Origin of the sequence: Campylobacter concisus, from assembly GCF_902460595.1 — a bacterium.
Lineage (GTDB): Bacteria > Campylobacterota > Campylobacteria > Campylobacterales > Campylobacteraceae > Campylobacter_A > Campylobacter_A concisus_BL.
Genome location: NZ_CABPVA010000001.1, coordinates 266,743 through 284,567 on the forward strand (window position 1 = coordinate 266,743; position 17,825 = coordinate 284,567).

Sequence of the window (17,825 nt, forward strand, 5' to 3'; positions counted from 1 at the left end):
TATAAAATACTACATAGATGATCTCAGATGTGATGCTAATGCTAGCGTAAAATTAAATAATTTAATGGCTAGATCTAATTTATTAGAATTTGCTTACGATGCAAACAAGACTAGAACTATTGACATGCTTTTAGACAAGGGTGCTACTCCAAATGGCTGGCTATCTACGTCAATAGGGCTTGACTTTTCGTTTTTTTTTAATAGTAATGGAGTTCCAATAGAGAATAAAAGAGCCAGTAAAGAATTGCTTAAATTTATAAAAACACCAAAATATAAGGAATTTAAAGAAGAGAAATTTAAACTGATCAAAAAACTATTAGATCATGGGCAAGACCCAAAAGATTATGCCGTTTTAAAATCTATTTTAAAAATTGTAAATGACGAAAAAGAATTTGATGAGTTAGTAGAAGGCAGGAATAGGTAATGGATTTATTTAATATAAGTAAGAAGAAACTTGAAGTAAAAAATGATAACACTGATTTGAAAGACTTTAAAGAAAAAACTACCTCACAAAATGCAAAAGACAATGTAGATGCTTTTATAAGAGTTTATCCTAAACCTCCACTAATGGACAAAATTTTTGATGCTGCTGGAGAAGGAGTAAAAAGAGGCATAGACGATCAAACAGAAATTAAATTCAGAAAATATAAAGAGGCAAAAAGGCTTGGCATACTGGAAGAGTCAAAGCCTACGATTAAATTAAATGATGCTGATATTAAAGAATTTGAAAAAAGATTACAAGAAGAAGAAAACGAAAAAAGATTGAAAGAGCAACAAATGGACAAAAACATAACATCACCAACATCATCACTAACTAAGCCAGTCATGCTGGCATCTGGTAACTCAGTGGCGACAGACGGCTTTGTAGATTATGGCGTATCTAACGATGCTTTCTCGACTCTTCAGATAGCAAACGATAAATTTATAGTCACAAGAGCCGATATAAATGAGAGTTTAGAGGATATATTTAGCATAGAGTGCTTTGCCTATATAAATTTGGTCAAAAACCCGCTTTATGAAAATTTAGAGAGCATATATAATGATAACGCTCAAACTGGCATATATAGATACCTTGATAAAGGCATGAAGCTAAGCATAAAAAGACCATCTTCTACGAACAAGAGTATCATCCCTAGCAATAATGGCAGCGACTATATCTACTTTAGCGGCATAGTAAGCGATGTCGAGTATCTAGGCGTTGATGACGATAGTAGCACAAATATAGACAAAAAATATTTCTTCAAATTTAAACTCACATCTTCGCTATATAGACTAAGTATAAATAGAGCAAATAGAATTTACACAGATCAAAGCGTGCTTGAAGTAGTAAAAGAAATTTTGTCTTTTAACAAGCAAAGGCTAACTAAAGAGCTAGACTTCTCAAATATCAAAAATAGCTACAATAAAAAAGAATTTATAGCGCAGTACAACGAAAGCGACCTAGCCTTTATAACAAGACTTTGCCATGATAGCGGTATATATTTTTACGAAGATAATGAGAAAATTTATTTTCACGATACCTTTATCCTAGCTTATAGCAACCAAGCTGAAGGCCTAGCACAAAGCGAACCGAGCAAAGGCAAAAAGGCTAGAAAAGTAAGCTTTAATGTAAATTTAAATAACAATCTTGCAAGCGAACACATAAATAAAATCACAAAGAGCGAAACTCTAAAAGCAAACAGCTTCACCCACTCATTTCAAAACACAGCCTATCCAAACGTATTAGAGAGCAAAAATGAGAAGATATTTGACGAGCAGGTAAATATCTATGATAAGCATATAAATTTAGATGAGTATTCATTTAGTGATACGAGATTGCTTGAGGTCAGCACCTATCTTAAAAAGCTAAGAAGCGATATGCTTTTGAAAGAATTTGTCGCTAGTTCAAACGTCTTTGCTCTAAATTTAAACGACAATATCTCAGTCGCCATAGATCAAAGTAGTGGCGAGTATGAGTTTAAAATAATAGCTATAAAACACACTTATATAGACGAAAGCGTTTTAGAAAATACTCTAAATTTAGGTGACAATGTCCCTTTAAAAGATAAGAAATTTATAAGCTCATATACAAATGAACTAAGCATCATCCCAAGCAGCGTGAAATTTGTACCGAGCTATAAACAAAAGCCAAAAGCGCCTGACATCACTCTAGGTCTTGTTGTAGGACAAGATGGGCTAAATAGCCAAACAAACACCATCCATACGGATAGTTACGGCAGAGTAAAGGTAAGACTAAACGCCTTTAGCACACAAGAGCAGATAGATAAAGACGACACCATAAACGCAAGCTATCATAAAAGTGCCTATCTAAGAGTGATCACACCTATCGCAAGCAACAGCTCTGGCTTCTTTGCGATACCTAGGGTCGGCGATGAGGTTATCATCTCATTTTTGCAAAACGACATAGATAACCCAGTGGTAAGTGGCAGTCTCTATAATGCCTCAAATATGCCACTAGTAAATGTAGATAACAACTACCATCAAACATCGCTTAGCTCAAAAACGATCGGTGCAAATGAGACTGGCATAAACGAGATCACTTTGTCAAACTTAAAAAACAAAGAGCAAATTTATGTAAAAGCTGAGAAAGACTACGACGAGCTAGTAAATAACGACTTTTCTCAAACGATCCTAAACGATAAAAGCTCTCAAGTGCATGGTAGCTACACCGAAAGGGTCAAAAAAGCGCACATCCAAACGATAGATCTTGCTAAAAACGTAAATGTCGGAGGCGAATATTTAACGACGGTTGGACTTTCAAAAGATACGGTAGTAGGCGTCTCAAACACACTAAATGTAGCTGTTGATGATACAACTAGAGTTGGTCAAGATAGACATGAGTTTGTCGGCAATGATAAATTTGTCGAGATAAAATCAAACCTCAACACAACCATACACAACGACGAAACCAAAGAGATAAAAGGTACTAAAGAGCAAAACATAGATGGTAGCTACAAGCTAAATTCGCAAAAAGGCATAAATGAGTTTAGTAACGAGCACATCGTGCTTCAGGCAAACAACTACATCGATATAAATACTAAGTCAAATTTCACTACAAAAACAGCCGCGCAGCATACCGAGATGGCGGACTCAAAATATAGCGAGATCGAGACGACATACGATGTCAATGCTAAAAATGAGATCATCCACCAAGTAGGCAGCACCAAAGTAACGATAAATGGCTCAAGCGTGGTTATAGAAGTTAGTGGCATAAAAGCGATATTTGACAGCATGGGGCTAAGAGTCATCGGCGGAGATATCAAGGCACTGTAAAATACATAAAAACCTGTCAGTAATTGGCGGGTTTTTACAAATTTATTAAAAAGTGATTCAGTTTTTTACATAGAGCTTATATAAAAACTATCAAATTTTTACTAGCACTTATAGCTACTCTAAAGCACTCTAAATTTTGTTTAGTTATACAAGCAAAATTTATATAAAACTTTATCTTTACAAATATTTTGTAATGTCACACATTTTTGCTAAAATCGCCCCCTTTAATTTACCTAAAAGGGAGAAAATGAAGAGATATTTAGCCGAGTTTTTTGGCACATTTTGGTTAGTTTTTGGAGGTTGCGGTAGCGCGATATTTGCAGCAGCTTTTCCAGAGCTTGGTATCGGATTTGTAGGTGTTGCGTTTGCTTTTGGTCTTACAGTTCTTACGATGGCTTACGCTGTTGGTCACATCAGTGGCGGACACTTCAACCCTGCTGTCTCAGTTGGCCTATTGGTTGGCGGAAGATTTGACAAAAAAGACTTCGTACCTTACGTCATCGCACAAGTTATCGGAGCGATCGCAGCTGCTGCCGTGCTATATCTTATCGCTTCAGGCAAGGCTGGATTTGACGCTACTGCAAGCGGTTTTGCTAGCAACGGATACGGCGAGCACTCACCAAATGGCTACAATCTAGTCTCAGCACTTGTTGCAGAGATAGTCCTAACTGCGTTTTTCCTTATCATCATCCTAGGTGCTACTGATGAGCGTGCTCCAAAGGGCTTTGCACCTATCGCTATTGGCCTTGGTTTGACGCTGATCCACCTTATCTCGATACCTATCACAAACACATCGGTTAATCCAGCTCGCTCAACTGGCGTTGCGATATTTCAAGGCACTTGGGCACTAGAGCAGCTTTGGCTTTTCTGGGTTGCACCTATCGTTGGAGCGATCATCGGAGCTATCATTTATAGGATTTTAGGCTGCACATGCGGCTGCAAAAGCGCAAAATAATCAAATTTTATACTTCAAGGGGCGATCTTCGCCCTTTCTACTTCTAAAATTTAAATAAGTAAAAAGAAATTTATAATGTATTTTTGAGGGGTCATCTAAGAAATTTAATTCTTAGATGAAAAGAGGATTTAGGCCTTTTTTGTCATCGCCCTAATAGGTATAACAAATATCGCTGCGATAAGGTAAAAAACGATACCAAAGACAGCTGCCATCATAAATATCTCGCCGATATCATAAAAGCTTGACTCAAGCCTAATGGTATCCACGTAATTTATCGCAAACCATAATGCTACGCCAAGAGCGATAGCAAAAACAAAAAATCCCCAAGAAAATAAAAAATTTAAAATCTTAGTCATCAACTTTTCTCCTTTTTGAGTTTATTTATCTACCTTAAATCCGCCGCCAAGTGCCCTATAAACTTCAACCGCGCTATCTACCTCATCAAGCTTAGCTGAGACATCTTGAAGCTTTGCTTGAAGCAAATTTCTCTGTGCATCAAGAAGCTCTAAGTGGCCGATATAGCCAGCGTTATACTGATCTTTAGCAAGCGAATAAATTTTTTGCTGCGATTGTAGCAAATTTTTTACCTGATCCAAAGAGAGCTTTGCGTTTTGCCTTGATATAAGGGCATCTCTAACCTCGCCAAGGGCCGATCTAACAGTCGCTTCGTAAGTGATAGCTGCGATTTGCTCGTTTGTCTCAGCAACACGGACGTTATTCTTTGTCCTGCCAAAATCAAAAATTTTCTGTGTTAAATTTGCTCCTAAGCTCCAAACGCTTGCGCTACCCATAAAAATTCTATCAAACTCGTCGCTTGCAAAGCCAAAAAGACCTGTAAGGGATAGCGTTGGGAAATATTGAGCGCGCGCTACGCCAACAAGGGCATTTGTAGCTTTTAGATCTGCTAGTGCCTTTGCCACGTCGCTTCTTCTAAGCAAAACATCTGAGCTAATACCAGCCTTTATCTCAGGTGAGCTTGGTAAATTTTGCGCACTAGCAACGGCTCCTTTTAAAATTTCATCATTGCTTTTGCCAGTTAGGATGGCTAGCGAAGTAAGCGCTTGTGACTTTGAGTTTAGCACTGAAGTTAGGCTTGTTTTTGCCCTTTCTACTTCAGCCTTACTTTGCAGATAGGTCATCTCATTTATGCCACCAAGATCAAGCTGCGTTTTGCGAAGTGCTAGTGTGTCCTCATAGGTTTTTAGTGTCTCTTTTAGCACCGCTTCTTGCATGTTTAGCGACACTAGAGCAAAGTAGCTTTTTGCCACACTTGAGCTAAGGCTAAGTCTGGCGCTATCATAGTCAAATTTGCTCGCATTTAAATTTTCATTAGCTGCAAGCACGCTATTTCTTACTCTGCCCCAGAGATCTATCTCGTAGTTAAGACCTAAATTTATCTCATAGCTTTTTGAAGTAGTTTGAGGCATGTGTGTGGCAGTCTCGGCACTATTTCTAGTTCTTGTGGCACCTGCGTTTAAATTTACCCCCGGTAGCAAATCAGCTTCAGCAATGCCAAGACTTGCCTTTGCTTTTTGTAAATTTAAATATGCAATGCGTAAATTTGTATTTTTCTCAAGCGCACTTTCGACTAGAGAATTTAAATTTTCATCGTGAAATTCCTTCCACCAAAGATCTCTTATATCGCTTGTCTCGAAAGTGTATGTCGAGGTGAAATTTGTATCCACGTTTGGCATATCTGGGCGAAACGAGCAACCAGCCAAAAACGCCGCTGTTATAAGTATAAACGCCTTATTTTTCATCTTTTTTTGCTCCCTTTTTCCAGTATTTTTCATTTAAATTTTCAAGCAAATAGTAAAACATAGGCACGAAAAATATCGCTATCGTTGTTGATGCGATCATGCCACCAACCACGCCAGTTCCTAGTGAGTGGCGAGATGCAGCGCCTGCGCCTGTGCTTATAACCATTGGGAAAACGCCAAGCGTAAATGCGATAGATGTCATAACGATAGGTCTAAAGCGAAGTTTGGCCGCATTTACGGCTGATTCAAATATGCTCTTTCCGCTCTCACGCTCTTGCATAGCAAATTCTACGATCAAGATGGCGTTTTTGGCCGCCAGACCGATGAGTAGCAAAAGACCGATCTCAAAGTAGATGTCGTTTGTTAACCCTCTTATCCAAACAGCTAGCAACGAGCCAAATACCGCAAACGGCACGGCTGTGATGACTGCTAGTGGGATGAGCCATCTTTCGTACTGAGCAGCAAGGATCAAGAAGACAAAGACCATACCAAAGATAAAGGCAACCGTGCCTGTTCCTTGAGAATTTACCTCTTGATACGCAGTTCCTGCCCAGCTTATAGCGTAGTCGTCGCTGCTTAGCGTGTCATTTACGACCTCTTGGATCGCTCTTATCGCATCGCCTGATGTGTAGCCAGGTTTTGGATCGCCCATGATCTTAGCCGCTGGAAAGAGGTTAAATCTATCAACGATATCAGGTCCGATAGATCTTGTAAGCGTTGCTACTGAATTTAATGGCACCATGCCGCCCTCATATGAGCGGACGAAAATCTTTCTTAGATCCTCAGGGTTGTTTCTAAAGTTATCGCTCGCTCTTGCATATACGCGGTAAGATTTACCAGCAAGGTTGAAGTCATTTATGTAGTAAGAGCCAAAAGTAGCGGCTATCGTGCTAAAAATTTCACTCTCGCTTACACCAAATAGCCTTGCTTTCTCTTTATCAACAGTTATCTTAAACTGGCGGTAGTTCGTCTCAAGCGTCGTTCTTACGCCAGTTAGCTCAGGTCTTGCATTTGCTGCCGCGGTCACCTTTCTAGCGTCTGCTTCTATCTCGTTGTAGCTTTTGCCACTTTTGTTTTGTAGATACATCTCAAAGCCGCCAGTCATTGATAGACCCATGATAGGTGGCACATTTACGACGAAGGTCAACGAGTTTTTAGAGCCCCAAAGCATGCCGTTAAACTGACCTACTAAAGCATCTGCGCCGTCCGTTGCACCTTTTCTCTCGCTCCAGTCTTTTAGCTTGATAAAGCTAATGGCTGAGTTTTCTCTAAGTGAGCTAGCTAGCATATCATAGCCTGCAAAGCCCATGGTAAATTCGACATTTGGATTGCTTAAAATGGCATTACTAATAGATTTTACCTCTTCTTTAGTCTTTAGCATATTTGTTGAAGGTGGAAGTGAGGTGATAACCATCAAAGCGCCCTTATCTTCTGAAGGCACAAGTCCTTTTGGCACCTTTTGAAACAAGCCATACGTAGCAAATCCCATTATGCCAATTACTATAAAGCTAATGATGACATGTTTTAAAATTTTTGCCACGCCAGCTGTAAATAGCCTAGTGCTAAAGTCAAAGAAGTCATTAAATTTCTGAACTATCCAAAATGGCTTGCTCTCTTGCTTCTTAAGCATAACCGCACAAAGCGCTGGCGTAAGAGTAAGAGCGACAAAGCCTGAGATACAAACAGCAACGACAAGTGTTAGCGCAAACTGCTTTTGTATAACGCCAACAAAGCCCTCCATAAATGAAACTGGCACGAAAACCGCGCAAAGCACGAGCACAATAGAGATAACCGGAGTTTGCACCTCCTCCATTGCCTTAAATGTCGCGTCTTTTACACTTATCTCTTTATCTTCATGCAAAATTCTCTCGACGTTTTCTATAACGATGATCGCGTCATCCACGACGATACCGATGGCTAGGATCAGGGCAAAAAGTGTGATCAAATTTATACTAAAGCCCATCACATAAAGCCCGCCAAATGTGCCTATGATGGAGACTGGCACAGCAAGCATCGGTATGATGGTAGCTCTAAAGCTCTTTAAGAAGAAGTACATTACGACAAGAACTAGCACCATCGCTTCTATGAAAGTTTTTATGACTTCGTCTATTGAGACGGTGATAAATTCAGTTGGATTATAAGCTATCGTGTGCTCTAAGCCAACTGGATAAGTTTTCTTTAGCTCTTCAAGCTTTGCTTTGACCGCTTCAGCAGTTGCAAGTGCGTTTGCGTCGTTTTGCAAAAATAGCAAAAGTGGCACTGCTGGCTTGCCATTTAGCATAGCTTCAGATGCGTAGCTAGCAGCTCCAAGCTCGACTGTAGCGACCTCTTTTAGCTTGACGACTGTGCCGTCATCACTTTTTATCAAAATTTCACCAAACTGCTTTGGATCTTTAAAACGTCCTTCAGAAACTACTGAATAAACATAAGGATTTTCACCTTTTGATGGCTGCTCACCGATCTTACCAGCGGCGTATTGTGAGTTTTGAATTCTTACTTGAGAGATGACGTCGCTTGGAGTTAGTTTAAACTGAGCGAGCTTGTCTGGCTTTAGCCAAATTCTCATCGAGTACTCTTTGTTGCCAATTAGCACTGTATCGCCGATACCATTTACCCTTTTGATCGCATCAGCGATGTTTAAATTTACATAGTTATATAGCTCAACTTGGTTCATATTTGGATTTGTAAAGCCAACTACTTGAAGGATCGAGCCACTTCTTTCGCGCACCGTTACACCCATGCTTTGCACCTCTTGAGGCAATCTTGAAAGGGCAGCTTGCACGCGGTTATTTACATCGATCGTAGCTTGCTTTGCTGATGAGCCGATCTTAAAATATACGCTTATATTCATAGTACCAGCTGAGCTTGAGGTGCTTTGCATATAAAGCATATTTTCAACACCATTTATCTGATCTTCAATGGCACTTGCGACCGAGTCAGCGATCGTCTGCGCATCTGCACCGCTATATGTCGCAGTTACAGAGACAGTAGGCGGAGTAAGACTTGGATACTCCTCTATAGGAAGCCCCTTGATACCCATAAAACCTGCTATAACTATGATGATAGATATAACAGTTGCAAATATCGGGCGGTTTATGAAAAATCTTGAAAACATCTATCTGCCTTTACTTGCTACTTGTAGCGTTTGCATCTTTGTTTAAGAAATTTGCGCTTAGGTCTTTATCAGTTTCAACTGGTGCGCCAACTCCGATTTTAAGGAAGTTATTAACTATTATCTTATCGCCCTCTTCAAGACCCTCAGTCACTACGACCATATCTTTTGTTTGATATCCTGTTTTTACATTTTTTTGTCCTACTTTGCCATCTTTCACGACCAAAACATAAGTGTTTGTAGCGCTTTGTTGAAGGGCGACTTGCGGGATGTTAAAGGCATTTTTTTGAACAAATCCGCTCATCTTTATATGACCAAACGCACCTGGTAAAATTTTACCTTCGCTGTTATCAAAGCTAGCCTTTGCCAAAACGCTACCAGTTGCGGTATTTACGACATTATCTATAAATGTCACTTTGCCGGTGAAATTTTCATTGTTTAAATTTAAAACAGCCTCGCTATTTAGTTGCTGCCAAGCGCCACTATCTAAATTTGCTTTTCTACTTAGATTATCCACATCTGCGATGTAAAAGTCAGCTTCGATCGGATTTATCTTAGTTAGCCTTACAAGTTTTGTTTGGCTTGCTATGACAAGTGAGCCAACATCGACTTTATTATCGCCCACTACGCCGTTAAATGGAGCCACTATGCTTGTGTAGCCTAGATCTATCTTTGCATTTTTTAAATTTGCTTTTGCGCTTACTAAATTTGCATTTGCTATATCGTAAGCTGCAACGGCTGCGTCGTAGTCTTTTTGAGATACTGCATTTTTCTTATAAAGGGCAGAAATTCTTTTAAACTCAGTCTCGGCATTTTTTAAATTTGCATTTGCAACGCCGACAGCTGCATCAAGTGAGTCGTAGCTAGCTTGATATTTCTCTGGATCTATGAGAAATAGCTTCTCCCCAGCCTTGACCTTGTCGCCAGGCTTAAAAAACTGCTTTATGATCGTGCCGCCAACCTTTGGATAGATGATGACATCTTGGTTACTAGTAACCGTGGCTGTGTAGTCAAAGCTAATAGGCACATCCGCTTTTTTAGCCACAAATATATCAACATGAGATGTTGGCATCTGGCGGCCTGCAGCAGCCTTTTTGTCGCCACTTTCAAAGCAGCCAGAAAGCAAAAAAACGGCAGCTGAAAGCACAAGAAAACTTTTAAATTTCAACATAAAAACCTCTCTTAATTTTAAATTTTAATCCCAAGTTTAGTTTTGTAATTTTCATTACAAATCATAAAAGTCACTGACTATAACTAAATATAAATTAAAAGTCAATCCAACTTTTTTCTAACGCCATTTAAAAATAGCTCCACGCATAAAGCAACGTGCTCTTCACGCTCTTTTTTGCTTAGTTTTGGCTCCTCATTTACCATAAGTGAGTCGAAGTAATAAAGACCAATTACATTTTTCATAAAGCACTTTGCAGCAAATTTGGCTGGAAATTTTGGATTTAGCTGTGCTTTTATCTCATCTCTTTCAAAGAAATTTATAAGCACAAGGTCGATCCTATTTAAAATTTGATCTAAAAATACCCTACCAAGTTTGCCGCCATTTTTAGGGCCCTCACTCATCATTATCCTGCCAAGTGAGATATTTTTCTTGGTGCAGATGATAGAAAAAATAATGGTTGCAAATTTGGTTAAAAACTCCTCCAAGCTGTGAGAAATTTTAAGATCTATCCTCTCATCGACCTCTTTTATAAGCGCATCTATCTCTTGCTCGATGATCGCTTGAAAAAGCCCCTCTTTACTCTCAAAAAATGTGTAAATGCTAGCAAGCGAGCCGCCACTTATCGCCACGATATCGCTAAGGCTTGTCTTTTCGTAGCCATTTTTTAAAAATAGATCAAGCGCTGTTTTTACGATGAGTTCGTATCGTTTTTTGCCTTTTTCTGAGATCGCCATTTCACTTCCCGCTAAATTTTCGCCATTTTATCATCTTTTAGGATAGATAAAGGTGCTAGCCCTTTGCACGCTGATAGTTGGCTCGTCAGTGGCGTAAGCTTTTATATTTATATGTTTTAAAAGATCTTTTTCGCTCGTGTTTTCATTTTTTGATTTTAGAGTGACGATGACCTTTTGTTTTGCACCAGCTTTTAGCATGAATGGCTTACTTGGACGCGAAATTTCTATGCTTTTATCATCTATCTCAAAGAAAAATGTATGCTCTTTATTTTGGGTGTTTTGCACCAAAAAGACGTAAGAATTTTCAACTTCACCTTGATCTAAAACCTTGTAAAGTTCGCTAGTTCTATTTATATTTAAAAGCATGTTCTCTTTTTTACCACTCATCAGCACCGCAGCTGCTAAGACAACGCATAAAATGATAAGATAGGCAACAGTTCTAAATCTAAAAATTTTCACCTTTTTATTTTCATTTTGAGAATTTATACTTCTCCACTCTATAAGCGAGCTCTCGTTAAAGTGCCCCATCACTTTAGCGCACGCATCGCTACATTCAAGGCAGTTTATACACTCAAGTTGCATGCCTTTTCTTATATCTATATGCGTTGGGCATATCCTCACGCAGGCCTCGCAGCCAGTGCAAAGCGCGCCTTCTTCTTTTGGCTTTTTAAATTTCTCCCGGCCCTCATATATGACGCCGCCTCGTTTTTGATTGTAGATAACTTGTATCGTGTCACTATCAAACATAACTGACTGCACCCTCGCATACGGGCAGACATAGACGCAGAAATTCTCTTTTAAAATGACCACGTCATATACTAGCCAAGCAGCGATACCAAGCCAAAACGCAAGTAAAATTTTATGTTCGCTTGGCTCGCTTATATAGGCTAAAAAATCAAACGGCGGCACAAAAAACCACATGAAATTTGCAGCTATGACAAGAGCTAAAACGCACCAAATTCCAACTGCTAATGCACGCTTAAAAATTTGACCTTGTGGTTCATTTTGTTTGTTTTGGATATTTTTTCTGATATTTAAAATTTTAGTTTGCAAAAGGTCACGAAATATCGTTCTGAAAATAGTTTGCGGACAGCTCCAACCGCACCAGACACGCCCTGCAAGCGTCGTTAGAAAAAATATGCTTAAAAACAAAGTGATAAACAAAAACGGCATCAAATATAGCTCTTGCATATCAAATTTTGTAAAAAATAGATCAACCCTGCTCTTATCAAAACTTAGCAAAAATAGCTGCGCGTCATTTATCCTAATAAATGGCAAAATAAATACAAATAACGTGATACAGGCAAAAAAAATGTAACGCCTCTTGGCGTAGGTAAAATGAACATCCTTTGACATGGTGAGCCTTTTTTTGAAATTTTAAGATTATAAATTTTGGGTTATTAAAAAAGTATTAAATATTTTAAATTTGCCTAAAAGCTTAAATTTATGAAAGTTAAACTATACTCACGGCTTATTTTAATCTGAAAGGTGGTGAGGACGTTGCCTGGTATTAAGGTACATCCTAACGAGTCATTTGACGAGGGTTACAGAAAGTTTAAAAAACAAACTGATCGTAACTTAGTCGTTACTGAAGCAAGAGCTAGACGCTTCTTTGAGCCTAAAACTGAGATCCGCAAGAAACAAAAAATTGCAGCTCGCAAGAAAATGCTTAAACGTCTTTATATGCTTAGACGCTACGAGTCAAGACTCTAAAACCAAGACAAAGGGAGCTTTGCTCTCTTTGTTTAACTCTTCTTTTAGCCTTATTTTTTTATAATCAAAGCAATTTTTTTATTTTATTTTAAACGGAAATCCGATGCAAAAGCTAGCTGTAAATGAAGCTGCAGAAATTTTAGGCATAACAAAAGAAGCAGTCTATAATAGAATCCGCCGAGGCTCGTTAAAAACGGTCATTGAAAATGGCACTAAATTTGTCATCCTTGACGAGGAGCCAAGTAGCGAAAAACCCGCAAAGACCGCCCCAAAAAGCACAAAAACTAAATCCCAAAACGACGATTTTGTAAGCTATTTGTTAAATGAGCTAAATGAGCTAAAGAGCTTAAATTTAAATTTGCAAGCCGATAAAGATAGGCTTTTTAAAGAAAAAGAGCAGATGCTCATCGAGCGCAAAAATGAAATTTTGCAAATTTACAAGGACAGAGACGAGAAGCTCATGCAGTTTCTAAATGCTATGCAAAGGCCGCTTTTAGCACCTAAAAACGAAAGTGCCGCAAGCGAAGTGGCGATAGATGTTCAGATAGAGGACGAGTCAAAATGGATAAATTTAAGCGAATATCTAAAGGAGTTAAATTTAAAGCCAAAAGCGACAAAAAAGATCAGTGAAAAGATAATAAAAGCGATACATCACTCCAAATTTATCAAATTTAAACGCGGCGTGATACTTGTTAGAAGACATAAAAATTTAAAAGAGTTGATAGGAGAGATATGAAACACATTAAAAAGATAGCAACTTATGCTGCGGTTGGAGGATTTGGTGCCATTATAATGGCTGGACTTGCTGGTTGCGGAAGCGACGATGGCGGCAATGAAAACGCACTAAATGAAGTTGCGCAAAAAAATGGCGCCTTTGTCATCATCGAAGAGAGCGCGCCTGGCGTTTATAAAATCTTAGAAGAGTACCCAAGCACCGAAACTAGGGTAGTGCTAAAAGATATAAATGGCACCGAGCGCGTGCTAAGCAAAGACGAGATCGATAAGCTTCTAGCGCAAGCAAACGCAAAGATCGACAATAACACTTCAAATTTGACAAGGACTAGTGACGCACAGCTAAGTAGCGGCGGGCTAAGCCTTGGCGAGACGATCCTTGCCTCAGCAGCTGGCGCGATACTTGGTAGCTGGATAGGTAGTAAGCTCTTTGGCAACCAAAATTTCCAAGCAAATCGCCAAAACACATATAAAAATCCAAGTGCCTACACAAGAAGTGTCGATAGCTTTAACAAGCAAAAAGCGGCAAATTCTGCTGCAAGAAGCAGTGGTGGTAAGAGTGGATTTTTCGGTGGTGGCTCAAAGTCAAGCTCTAGCTCATCAAGTTTTGGAGGCTAAAAATGATAAATTTAAGAAAAATCACCCCATTAAACAACGAATTTATGGAGAAAATCGGCTTTGCATGGCACACAGATAACGACAACAGCTCGTATATCGCAGATGAGATCGTGCAAGTAAGCGAAAAAGAGGCAAATGCCTACTACGAGGCGGCAAACGAGTTATATGATATGTATGTAAATGCTGCTCAGCACGTGATCGACAACAACCTTTTTCACGAGATAGGCATACCATTTAACCTTGTTGATATCATAAAAAATAGCTGGGAAAATGACGTTCACTGGCACCTTTACGGCAGGTTTGATCTAGCTGGAGGGCTTGATGGTAAGCCTATAAAGCTCATTGAATTTAACGCAGACACGCCAACGGCAGTTTTTGAGACGGCGATCATCCAGTGGGCGATGCTAAAGCTAAATCACATGGACGAAGCAGCCCAGTTTAACGACCTTTACGAGTCGCTAAAGCAAAATTTCAAACGCCTTATCACGCTTGGCGACAAGGATGCGGACTTTGACGAGCTTTATGAGGGCTGGGGGATACTCTTTAGCAGTATCGCTGGCAGTATCGAGGATGAGCAGACCGTAAAACTACTGCAATACATCGCAAAAGAGGCTGGTTTTGTAACAGACTTTGCCTACGTTGATGAGGTCGTTTTTGACGATAATGAGGGCATTTTTAAAAATGATGAAAATTTCGAGTATTGGTTCAAGTTAGTGCCTTGGGAGAGCATAGCGATCGATGAGGGCGAGCTGGCACTCATACTCTCAAACATCGTCAAAAATCAAAAAGCTATCATCATAAATCCAGCCTACACGCTACTTTTCCAAAGCAAAGGGATTTTAAAAATCCTTTGGGATCTATATCCTAATCATCCGCTCTTGCTTGAAACCTCAAACGAGCCGCTAAAAGGCAAAAAATATGTCAAAAAACCGCTCTTTGGCAGAGAGGGTGCAAACGTCTCGATACACGACGAAAACGGCGCACAAATAGCAAGCAACGACGGCGAATACGACTCAAACAAAGCCATCTATCAAGAATTTTACGAGTTTAATCAAGATGAGAGAGGTGAGAGCTACCAAGCTGGCGTATTTTACGTTTATGAAGCGTGCGCTCTTGGATATAGAAAGGGCGGTAAAATTTTAGATAACTACTCTAAATTTGTAGGACATTTCATTAAGGATTAAAGATGAAGATCGTTTGTTTAGACGCAGCCACTCTTGGCGAAAACGTTGATCTTAGTGTTTTTAAGAAATTTGGCGAGTTTATCAGCTACCAAAAAACTAAGAGCGAAGAGGTCGTGGGGCGTCTAAAGGGCGTTGATGTCGTCATCACAAACAAGGTCGTCATCGACAAAGCCGTGATGGACGCGACAAATTTAAAGCTTATCTGTATAAGCGCAACTGGTATGAATAACGTAGATCTAGAGCACGCAAAAGCTAAAAATATAGCTGTAAAAAATGTCGCTGGCTACTCAACCGCAAGCGTCGTGCAGCACACATTTGCCTTGCTTTTTGAGCTAACAAATCGCATAAAATTTTATGATGAGTACGTAAAAAACAGCGAGTGGGTGAAGAGTGAAATTTTCACCTATCTTGGCGCAGATATCAGCGAGATCGCTGGCAAAGAATTTGGCATCATCGGACTTGGTGAAATAGGACGCGGGGTGGCGGCAGTGGCACGTGCATTTGGCGCAAACGTGAGCTACTACTCGACAAGCGGAGCAAATAAAAATAGCGAATTTAAGCAAAAAAGCCTAGACGAGCTACTAAGAAGCAGCGACATCATCACTATCCACGCACCGCTAAATGAAAAAACTAGAAATTTACTGGGCACAAACGAGATAAATTTGCTAAAAGATGATGCGATAGTGCTAAATTTAGGACGTGGCGGCATAGTGGACGAAGCGGCGATGGCAAGGGCGATAGACGAGAGAAACCTGCGTTTTGGCACCGACGTTTTGGAGAGCGAGCCAATGAGTGAAAATAACCCATTTTTAAAGGTAAAAAAGAAGTCAAATTTACTCATCACGCCGCACGTGGCATGGGGTAGTTTGGAGGCCAGAAAACGGCTGATCTCACTGATAGTTAAAAATATAGAAGAATTTATAAAAGGATAGAAAATGGCAAGCGAACACAGCTTTGATATAAGTGCTGAGGTCGATATGATGGAGGTTAAAAACGCTCTTGAGACGGCAAAAAAAGAGATTGCTGCGAGGTATGACTTTAAGGGGCTTGCGGCTGAAGTTGAGCTAAACGAAAAAGAGAAATTTATCACGCTTCTTAGCTCAAGTGACAATAAGATCGACGCTCTAAAAGACATCGTGATCTCAAAGCTCATCAAGCGTAACATCCCGCCAGTTGCGATCACAGAGACAAAAAGAGAGCCAGCGAGCGGTGGAAATTTAAAGGCGACGCTAAAGTTAAACGACACGCTTGATAGCGAAAACTCAAAAAAGATCACCAAAGCGATCAAAGACTCAAAGATCAAGGTGAGCGCGCAGATCAGGGGCGAAGAGATCAGAGTGACAAGCAAAAGCATAGATGATCTGCAGGAGTGTATAAAGCTGGTTAGGGGGTTAAATTTGGAGCTTCCGATAAGCTTTAAAAACTTAAAATAAGAGCTACTCGCGAGTGCCTTTAAATGAGCTAGAAAAATTCTCACTCCGCAGGCTAAGTGCCTAGCGCAGGCTTCATTTTTCGTCGCAACATTTAAGTCCATCTCACGATATTTGGTAAGTTGGCAGGCTAAATTTTTGAAATAGCCTCGCCTAATTTTGCGAAAAGGTCGCTTGTTTTTTCATTCAAAATTTGGCTGGTTTCGTTTTAAATTTCGCAGTTTTTGCAAATTTGCATTTAAATTTATTTCACTAAGGATAAAAAATGAGCTTTTTTAAGAAAATTTTTGGCAAGCAAATAGATCTTGGCGAGCAGATGCCGATCTATTTTGTCAATAGCGACGAAGACTACATGCAGCGCGCATTTGAGCAGGCTCGTGAGAGCTTTAGATATTTTTGGCGTGAGCTTTACTGGGAGCGCCGCAGGATCGTGCCGAGGCTTGACTATGCGATGGTTAAAATTTGCTTTCTTGACACCATAAACGGCGAAGAGGTGGGCGAGCATATGTGGATAAACGACGTGGAATTTGACGGCGAAACTATCTATGGCACGCTCGTAAATGAGCCAGACACAGTGCAAAACGTGAAAGTCGGAGATCAAGTAAGCGCAAAGATAGATGAGATGAGCGACTGGCTCTTTGCCATAGGTGGGCGCGCATACGGCGGATTTAGCGTGCAGGCGATGCGATCACACATGCAAAAAGATGAGCTAGCCGAGCATGACGCGGCTTGGGGGCTTGATTTTGGCGATTATAACGATATCTTGGTAGTTTTTGAGCAAAAAGAGCACCCAGAAAATTTGATAGAGCATCCAATGAGTAAAAATATGACGGAACAGTTTGAAAACTACGCAAAAGAGCACCCAAGCATAGCTACAGACGCCGATGAGTTTGGATATACGCAGCTTCACCACGAGGCGATCGCTGGGAATTTAAACCTTGTAAATCTCTTACTAAAATACGGCGCTGATAAAAATGTTCGCACTAAAAGTGGCAAAACAGCAGCTGATTTTGCTGAGAATTTGGGCTGGGAGCACATCGCAAAAGTGCTTAGGTAGATAAATTTGTAAATTTAAAGACGTTTTAAATAAAAAGGTTTTGAAATATGAAAAGCTTTGAGAGATTGGTTGAAGATAAAAATAGA

General features: G+C 39.8%; 16 protein-coding genes. 10 read left to right on the top strand and 6 right to left on the bottom strand.

What is annotated here, in order from left to right; genetic code table 11:
- The 3 genes from F3G86_RS01270 to aqpZ form a co-directional block, all read left to right on the top strand.
- Nucleotides 1-424, top strand: a 424-nt coding sequence (locus F3G86_RS01270; protein WP_188116398.1) for a hypothetical protein, incomplete at its 5' end; no start/stop codon positions are given.
- Nucleotides 424-3,273 (top strand): type VI secretion system Vgr family protein, encoded by a 2,850-nt coding sequence (locus tag F3G86_RS01275; RefSeq protein WP_188116399.1) that lies wholly within the window; start codon nucleotides 424-426, stop codon nucleotides 3,271-3,273. The genes F3G86_RS01270 and F3G86_RS01275, both read left to right, overlap by 1 nt.
- A gap of 247 nt (nucleotides 3,274-3,520) precedes the next feature.
- A complete protein-coding gene (gene aqpZ / locus F3G86_RS01280; protein WP_103597902.1) occupies nucleotides 3,521-4,228 on the top strand; it encodes an aquaporin Z in 708 nt (235 codons plus the stop codon).
- Nucleotides 4,229-4,356: 128 nt separating this feature from the next.
- On the opposite strand, the gene F3G86_RS01285 is transcribed toward aqpZ, so the two are convergent.
- The 6 genes from F3G86_RS01285 to ccoG form a co-directional block, all read right to left on the bottom strand.
- Nucleotides 4,357-4,587 carry a hypothetical protein gene (locus F3G86_RS01285; protein ID WP_180995481.1) on the bottom strand — a complete coding sequence of 77 codons (231 nt, stop codon included), beginning with the start codon at nucleotides 4,585-4,587 and terminating at the stop codon, nucleotides 4,357-4,359.
- A gap of 18 nt (nucleotides 4,588-4,605) precedes the next feature.
- Nucleotides 4,606-5,988, bottom strand: coding sequence for an efflux transporter outer membrane subunit (locus F3G86_RS01290; protein ID WP_149722752.1), 1,383 nt, complete (start codon nucleotides 5,986-5,988; stop codon nucleotides 4,606-4,608).
- Nucleotides 5,978-9,103 (bottom strand): efflux RND transporter permease subunit, encoded by a 3,126-nt coding sequence (locus tag F3G86_RS01295; protein ID WP_149722753.1) that lies wholly within the window; start codon nucleotides 9,101-9,103, stop codon nucleotides 5,978-5,980. The genes F3G86_RS01290 and F3G86_RS01295 overlap by 11 nt, the downstream gene beginning before the upstream one ends.
- A gap of 10 nt (nucleotides 9,104-9,113) precedes the next feature.
- Complete coding sequence (locus tag F3G86_RS01300; RefSeq protein WP_149722754.1) at nucleotides 9,114-10,271, bottom strand: efflux RND transporter periplasmic adaptor subunit; 1,158 nt, start codon at nucleotides 10,269-10,271, stop codon at nucleotides 9,114-9,116.
- Between the two features lie 101 nt (nucleotides 10,272-10,372).
- Nucleotides 10,373-11,005: a TetR/AcrR family transcriptional regulator gene (locus F3G86_RS01305; protein ID WP_149722755.1), complete on the bottom strand. Its 633-nt coding sequence runs from the start codon at nucleotides 11,003-11,005 to the stop codon at nucleotides 10,373-10,375.
- Between the two features lie 30 nt (nucleotides 11,006-11,035).
- Nucleotides 11,036-12,361 (bottom strand): cytochrome c oxidase accessory protein CcoG, encoded by a 1,326-nt coding sequence (gene ccoG, locus F3G86_RS01310; RefSeq protein WP_149722756.1) that lies wholly within the window; start codon nucleotides 12,359-12,361, stop codon nucleotides 11,036-11,038.
- A 144-nt stretch (nucleotides 12,362-12,505) separates the two neighbouring features.
- Here ccoG and rpsU point away from each other — a divergent pair, with 144 nt between their 5' ends.
- From rpsU to F3G86_RS01345, 7 genes are all read left to right on the top strand, one after another.
- Nucleotides 12,506-12,718, top strand: a complete 213-nt coding sequence (gene rpsU, locus F3G86_RS01315; protein WP_009294994.1) for a 30S ribosomal protein S21 — start codon at nucleotides 12,506-12,508, stop codon at nucleotides 12,716-12,718.
- 103 nt (nucleotides 12,719-12,821) lie between these two features.
- Complete coding sequence (locus F3G86_RS01320) at nucleotides 12,822-13,454, top strand: DNA-binding protein (protein ID WP_103576122.1); 633 nt, start codon at nucleotides 12,822-12,824, stop codon at nucleotides 13,452-13,454.
- Nucleotides 13,451-14,068: a UPF0323 family lipoprotein gene (locus F3G86_RS01325; protein WP_103576121.1), complete on the top strand. Its 618-nt coding sequence runs from the start codon at nucleotides 13,451-13,453 to the stop codon at nucleotides 14,066-14,068. The genes F3G86_RS01320 and F3G86_RS01325 overlap by 4 nt, the downstream gene beginning before the upstream one ends.
- Before the next feature lie 2 nt (nucleotides 14,069-14,070).
- Nucleotides 14,071-15,252, top strand: coding sequence for a glutathionylspermidine synthase family protein (locus F3G86_RS01330; protein ID WP_149722757.1), 1,182 nt, complete (start codon nucleotides 14,071-14,073; stop codon nucleotides 15,250-15,252).
- Nucleotides 15,253-15,254: 2 nt separating this feature from the next.
- Nucleotides 15,255-16,184, top strand: a complete 930-nt coding sequence (locus F3G86_RS01335) for a D-2-hydroxyacid dehydrogenase (protein ID WP_149722758.1) — start codon at nucleotides 15,255-15,257, stop codon at nucleotides 16,182-16,184.
- Between the two features lie 3 nt (nucleotides 16,185-16,187).
- Entirely contained in the window at nucleotides 16,188-16,685 is a 498-nt protein-coding gene (locus F3G86_RS01340) for a YajQ family cyclic di-GMP-binding protein (protein WP_002942447.1), read from the top strand.
- Nucleotides 16,686-16,947: 262 nt separating this feature from the next.
- Nucleotides 16,948-17,739 carry a DUF2314 domain-containing protein gene (locus F3G86_RS01345; protein WP_149722759.1) on the top strand — a complete coding sequence of 264 codons (792 nt, stop codon included), beginning with the start codon at nucleotides 16,948-16,950 and terminating at the stop codon, nucleotides 17,737-17,739.
- Nucleotides 17,740-17,825: the final 86 nt, after the last annotated feature.

Bases quoted from the DNA above. Each gene is read 5' to 3' on its own strand.
- F3G86_RS01345 (WP_149722759.1), top strand. From the start codon at position 16,948: ATGAGCTTTTTTAAGAAAATTTTTGGCAAGCAAATAGATCTTGGCGAG.
- F3G86_RS01335 (WP_149722758.1), top strand. From the start codon at position 15,255: ATGAAGATCGTTTGTTTAGACGCAGCCACTCTTGGCGAAAACGTTGAT.
- F3G86_RS01330 (WP_149722757.1), top strand. From the start codon at position 14,071: ATGATAAATTTAAGAAAAATCACCCCATTAAACAACGAATTTATGGAG.
- F3G86_RS01295 (WP_149722753.1), bottom strand. From the start codon at position 9,103: ATGTTTTCAAGATTTTTCATAAACCGCCCGATATTTGCAACTGTTATA.
- F3G86_RS01340 (WP_002942447.1), top strand. From the start codon at position 16,188: ATGGCAAGCGAACACAGCTTTGATATAAGTGCTGAGGTCGATATGATG.
- ccoG (WP_149722756.1), bottom strand. From the start codon at position 12,361: ATGTCAAAGGATGTTCATTTTACCTACGCCAAGAGGCGTTACATTTTT.
- aqpZ (WP_103597902.1), top strand. From the start codon at position 3,521: ATGAAGAGATATTTAGCCGAGTTTTTTGGCACATTTTGGTTAGTTTTT.
- F3G86_RS01300 (WP_149722754.1), bottom strand. From the start codon at position 10,271: ATGTTGAAATTTAAAAGTTTTCTTGTGCTTTCAGCTGCCGTTTTTTTG.
- F3G86_RS01290 (WP_149722752.1), bottom strand. From the start codon at position 5,988: ATGAAAAATAAGGCGTTTATACTTATAACAGCGGCGTTTTTGGCTGGT.
- F3G86_RS01325 (WP_103576121.1), top strand. From the start codon at position 13,451: ATGAAACACATTAAAAAGATAGCAACTTATGCTGCGGTTGGAGGATTT.
- F3G86_RS01305 (WP_149722755.1), bottom strand. From the start codon at position 11,005: ATGGCGATCTCAGAAAAAGGCAAAAAACGATACGAACTCATCGTAAAA.
- F3G86_RS01275 (WP_188116399.1), top strand. From the start codon at position 424: ATGGATTTATTTAATATAAGTAAGAAGAAACTTGAAGTAAAAAATGAT.
- F3G86_RS01320 (WP_103576122.1), top strand. From the start codon at position 12,822: ATGCAAAAGCTAGCTGTAAATGAAGCTGCAGAAATTTTAGGCATAACA.